The organism is Nocardiopsis listeri (genome assembly GCF_020741345.1).
In the GTDB taxonomy this organism is placed as follows: Bacteria; Actinomycetota; Actinomycetes; order Streptosporangiales; family Streptosporangiaceae; genus Nocardiopsis; species Nocardiopsis listeri_A.
This window is the reverse complement of the sequence record NZ_DYZD01000258.1, coordinates 1-3835: the sequence shown is the minus strand read 5'-3', so window position 1 is coordinate 3835 and position 3835 is coordinate 1. Positions and strand designations below refer to the sequence as shown.

Annotated in this window: 6 protein-coding genes; 5 read left to right on the top strand and 1 reads right to left on the bottom strand. The window is 65.8% G+C overall.

Annotated features, from left to right (window positions below; translation table 11 throughout):
• Nucleotides 1–292: DnaA N-terminal domain-containing protein (locus K8V84_RS13490; protein ID WP_369696629.1), on the bottom strand; the 292-nt coding region annotated here is incomplete at its 3' end.
• Between the two features lie 780 nt (nt 293–1072).
• On the opposite strand from K8V84_RS13490, the gene rpmH reads away from it, so the two are divergent.
• The 5 genes from rpmH to K8V84_RS13465 all read left to right on the top strand — a co-directional run bounded on the left by rpmH (nt 1073) and on the right by K8V84_RS13465 (nt 3746).
• Nucleotides 1073–1216: a 50S ribosomal protein L34 gene (gene rpmH / locus K8V84_RS13485; protein WP_033303406.1), complete on the top strand. Its 144-nt coding sequence runs from the start codon at nt 1073–1075 to the stop codon at nt 1214–1216.
• A 131-nt stretch (nt 1217–1347) separates the two neighbouring features.
• Nucleotides 1348–1836 carry a ribonuclease P protein component gene (rnpA, locus tag K8V84_RS13480; protein ID WP_304074646.1) on the top strand — a complete coding sequence of 163 codons (489 nt, stop codon included), beginning with the start codon at nt 1348–1350 and terminating at the stop codon, nt 1834–1836.
• Nucleotides 1833–2147, top strand: a complete 315-nt coding sequence (gene yidD, locus K8V84_RS13475; protein WP_084392256.1) for a membrane protein insertion efficiency factor YidD — start codon at nt 1833–1835, stop codon at nt 2145–2147. Before rnpA ends, yidD begins: the two co-directional genes overlap by 4 nt.
• A gap of 28 nt (nt 2148–2175) precedes the next feature.
• A complete protein-coding gene (gene yidC, locus K8V84_RS13470; RefSeq protein WP_304074643.1) occupies nt 2176–3114 on the top strand; it encodes a membrane protein insertase YidC in 939 nt (312 codons plus the stop codon).
• A gap of 143 nt (nt 3115–3257) precedes the next feature.
• On the top strand, nt 3258–3746 hold the full coding sequence (locus K8V84_RS13465) for a R3H domain-containing nucleic acid-binding protein (protein ID WP_304074648.1): 489 nt from the start codon (nt 3258–3260) through the stop codon (nt 3744–3746).
• The last annotated feature ends 89 nt before the right edge of the window (nt 3747–3835 follow it).

The window sequence follows — 3835 nt, the reverse complement described above, 5'->3', positions numbered from 1 at the left end:
GGCCCGGGCCGCCATAGGAACCCGGGGAGGTCGGGGTCGGGGGCGGAGTGGGCACGGCGGTGGGGTCGACGGTCACCGCGACCCGGATCTCCCTCCCCAGGTGTGCGGAGAGCGCCTTGCTGATGGCCGGGTAGAGACGGCTCTCCAGGACCTTTTTCGTGAACTCGTTGGGTGCCGCGATCAGCGCGGTGTCCTCGATCAGGCCGAGTGGACGGGTTTGAGGCAGCCAGGCGCGCTGGTGAGCGGGGAGGGCGTCGTTGTCGATCCCGTCCAACACGCTCGACCAGACCATTGCGAGGTTGACCTGTGCGTCAGCCAAGGTGACCTGCCATGGTTGCTGTCCCTTCGATGCGAATCTATTCGGGTGGGTTGCTCGGAGGCGTTGAGGGGACGGGGGAGTGGGTGTTGCGCGTCACTTCCGTGCGTGGGTCCGGGGGCCACGGCTTCCATTGTCCTCCCCTGGGGGAGGTGCCGGGGCAGGACCTCCCCCAGGGAACCGGACTTCCGGTCTGGAACCACCCTGTGGACAACTCGTTCGACGGTGAGTCGCCAAGGCTTTGACTACCTTCCGGTATCCACAGGTTCTGACAGTTGTCCACACGTTGTGCACAGGTTTATCCACAGGATGACAGCCAGTCGTGCACAACTGAAAGTTATCCACAATCCGCAGGTCAGGGTGTGTGTATGGCGTCTGTCTGTAGGATTTTCGAGCTTCTGGGGGCTGCCGACGGCAAGTTATCCACAGGCTGAGGTTATCCACAGACTCCCTCCCCTGTGGAACTCTCCCGCCCTGTGGACGACGACTTGTCCACAGGCTGGCGGCCGGCCGGTGGCAGGTGGCCCCGACACCGACCCGGGTGCCCCGTCCAGGCGGGTGAGGACCGGCGATGACTGGTCTGATTTGACCTCGACCCGACCAGGTCGTATCTTCTTTATGCTTATGCCGTTGATTCTGCCTGCGCTCGTGTGTGTTCATCCGCACGACGTCGCGGCCACGGCAAACGCACCGTAAGGCCCCGCATATCATGGGGGGTCGTCGTAGCATTTTCCTGACACGCCCCTGGAGCCAGTAGTGAGCAAGCGTACGTTTCAGCCGAACAACCGGCGTCGCGCGAAGGTCCACGGCTTCCGGCTGCGCATGCGTACGCGCGCCGGTCGCGCCATCATCGCCTCGCGTCGTCGCAAGGGACGCTCCGCGCTGACCGTGAGCCACTAGGCCACGCGAAGCCTCAAGTCTTCACTGGGACCGTCCGGCCTTCTCGCCGGCCGGTCCCTTTGTCGTGTGGCACACGGGCCGTTCCGAGTGTGAGGCCCGCTGCTGCCCGCCCCTCTCCCGGAGGAACGCCGATGTTGTCGCCACGGAACCGGATGCGTCACAGCGCCGAGTTCGGATCGGTCATGCGTTCGGGGCGACGCGCTTCGAGCGACGCCCTGGGCGTGGTCTACCTCGCCCCGAAGCGTCCCGACGCCGTGGAGATCTCCGAACAGGCGGATCCGCCACGGATCGGTTTCGTCGTGAGCAAGGCGGTCGGGGGAGCGGTGGTGCGCAAGCGCGTACAGCGCAGGCTGCGCCACCTGATGCGGGAACGATTGGGCATTCTGCCAAACGGTAGCCTGCTGGTAGTACGTGCCAAACCTCTCGCCGCCCAGCTGCGCCAGGAGGACCTGGCGGTACGACTCGACAACGCGATCGCCGCGGCCCAGCGACCCCGTGGGGCCTCGCGAGGCAGGGGTGGCCGTGGTGGGCGAAAGCCCGCCAAGAGCGACCCCGCGATCAGCGGAACAGACGGGAACCGCCGCCCCGACGAGGGCGCAGAACGGTGGACGAGCCGATGACCGAGCACAGACCGACGGCGTTCGCGCGTCTGTGGATCCTGCCGATCCGCGGGTACCAGCGTTTCATCAGCCCGCTCTTTCCACCGGTCTGTCGCTTCTATCCTTCGTGCAGTGCGTACGCCGTCGAGGCGCTGCGCGTGCACGGAGCGTTGTACGGGTGGTGGCTCGCCGTCAGGCGTATCGCCCGTTGTCATCCCTTCAACCCCGGAGGACTTGATCCGGTTCCGCCGCCCCGAGGGCGCCGGAACGAAGAGTCCGAGGAATCTACGGGCGGAACCGGGCAGACCGGCACCGCTTCCGGGGACCAGTAGCTGAACCGAATCACCGAGGAGTTGGCCGGTGCTCGACTGGCTTTACAACATCATCGGCCACGTGTTGGTCTGGATCCACTCGGGTCTGGCCCTCGTTGGTCTGGACCCCGACAGTGGGTGGGCCTGGGGCCTGTCCATCGTGCTGCTGACCGCCATCATGCGTCTACTGATGGTGCCGTTGTTCGTCAAACAGATGAACACGCAGCGCAAGATGCAGGAAGTGCAACCGAAGATCGCCAAGCTTCGGGAGCGCTACAAGCACGACAAGGAGCGACTCCAGCGGGAGTCGATGAAGCTGTACCAGGAGAGCGGCACCAACCCCATCATGGGCTGCCTCCCGTTGCTGCTCCAGATGCCGGTGTTCTTCTCCTTGTTCAGCGTGCTGCGCGGTGTGGCCGAGGGCAAGGTGCAGTTCGGCTTCACCCAGGAGCTGGTCGACAGCGCCCGTGAGGCGCTGATCTTCCACGCGCCCGTCGCGGCCCAGTTCAACACCTCGCCCGAGGACCTCGAGGCGTTGGGGGCCACCGACCCCATCATGGCGAAGATCGTCATCGCCATCGCCTGTGTGCTGATGGGCACGACGACGTTCCTGACCATGCGTCAGAGCATCAAGCGGAGCATCGCGCAGCAGCCCGACAACCCGATGATGCAGACCCAGAAGATCATGATGTACATGGCGCCCCTCTTCGGGCTCTTCGGTCTCATGATGCCGATCGGTGTTCTGGTCTACTGGGTGACCTCCAACGTGTGGACCATGGTGCAGCAGCACTTCCTGTACCGGAACCAGCCGGCTCCGGGTGAGGCCGCCCCGGCCGCGCAGGGCAACCCCACCAAGGGTTCGGCCAAGGGCATGCTCGGGCGCAAGAAGGCCCCCGAAACCGCTCCGGAGCCGACGGAACAGCCTAAGATCGAACGCAAGCAGCCGAAGAAGCAGTCGCGCTCCAAGCGCACCGGCGGGTCCAGCTAGGGCCCCCTGTTTCGTGTCGGCCGCGGCGATTTTCGAGTGCGCAGGCGACAATGCCCCTGAGGCGTACGACGGCCAGGGACCGACGGATATGAGGAGACGGGAACGCTGTGGGACGTAGCGAGGAAGAGAACGGCGGTGTAGCGGTGGCCCAGGCACCCGAGGCCGGAATCGACATCGAGGCCCTGGAGAACGAGGGCGACATCGCCGCGGACTACATCGAGGGTCTCCTCGACATCGCGGACTTCGACGGCGACATCGACATGGACGTCGAGGGCGACCGCGCGATGGTCTCGGTCGTCGGCGCCACCCTGGAGGAGCTGATCGGTGAGGAGGGGGAGGTCCTGGAAGCACTTCAGGAGCTGACCCGTCTCGCCGTGCACCGGGCGACCGGCGAGCGTAGTCGGCTCATGCTGGACATCGGTGGATACCGGGAGGGTCGCCGCAAGGTGCTCTTCCAGATCGGCACCGACGCGGCGAACAAGGTCAAGGAGTCCGGCGAGTCCTATTCGCTGGAGCCGATGACCCCGTTCGAGCGCAAGGTCGTGCACGACGCGGTCGCGGCCGCCGGTCTGCGCAGTGAGTCGGAGGGCGAGGAGCCCAACCGCTACGTGGTGGTGCGTCCGGCGGACTGACCGGTAGCGGCATCCTCGGGGGCGGTGTTTCACGTGAAACACCGCCCCCGACGTATGTCCGGGGGAGGCCTCCCCCGGACCCCCTCAGG

Excerpts from the sequence above, each read along its gene's own strand:
- yidD (WP_084392256.1), top strand. The coding sequence starts at position 1,833 with ATGACCGAGCACAGACCGACGGCGTTCGCGCGTCTGTGGATCCTGCCG.
- rnpA (WP_304074646.1), top strand. The coding sequence starts at position 1,348 with ATGTTGTCGCCACGGAACCGGATGCGTCACAGCGCCGAGTTCGGATCG.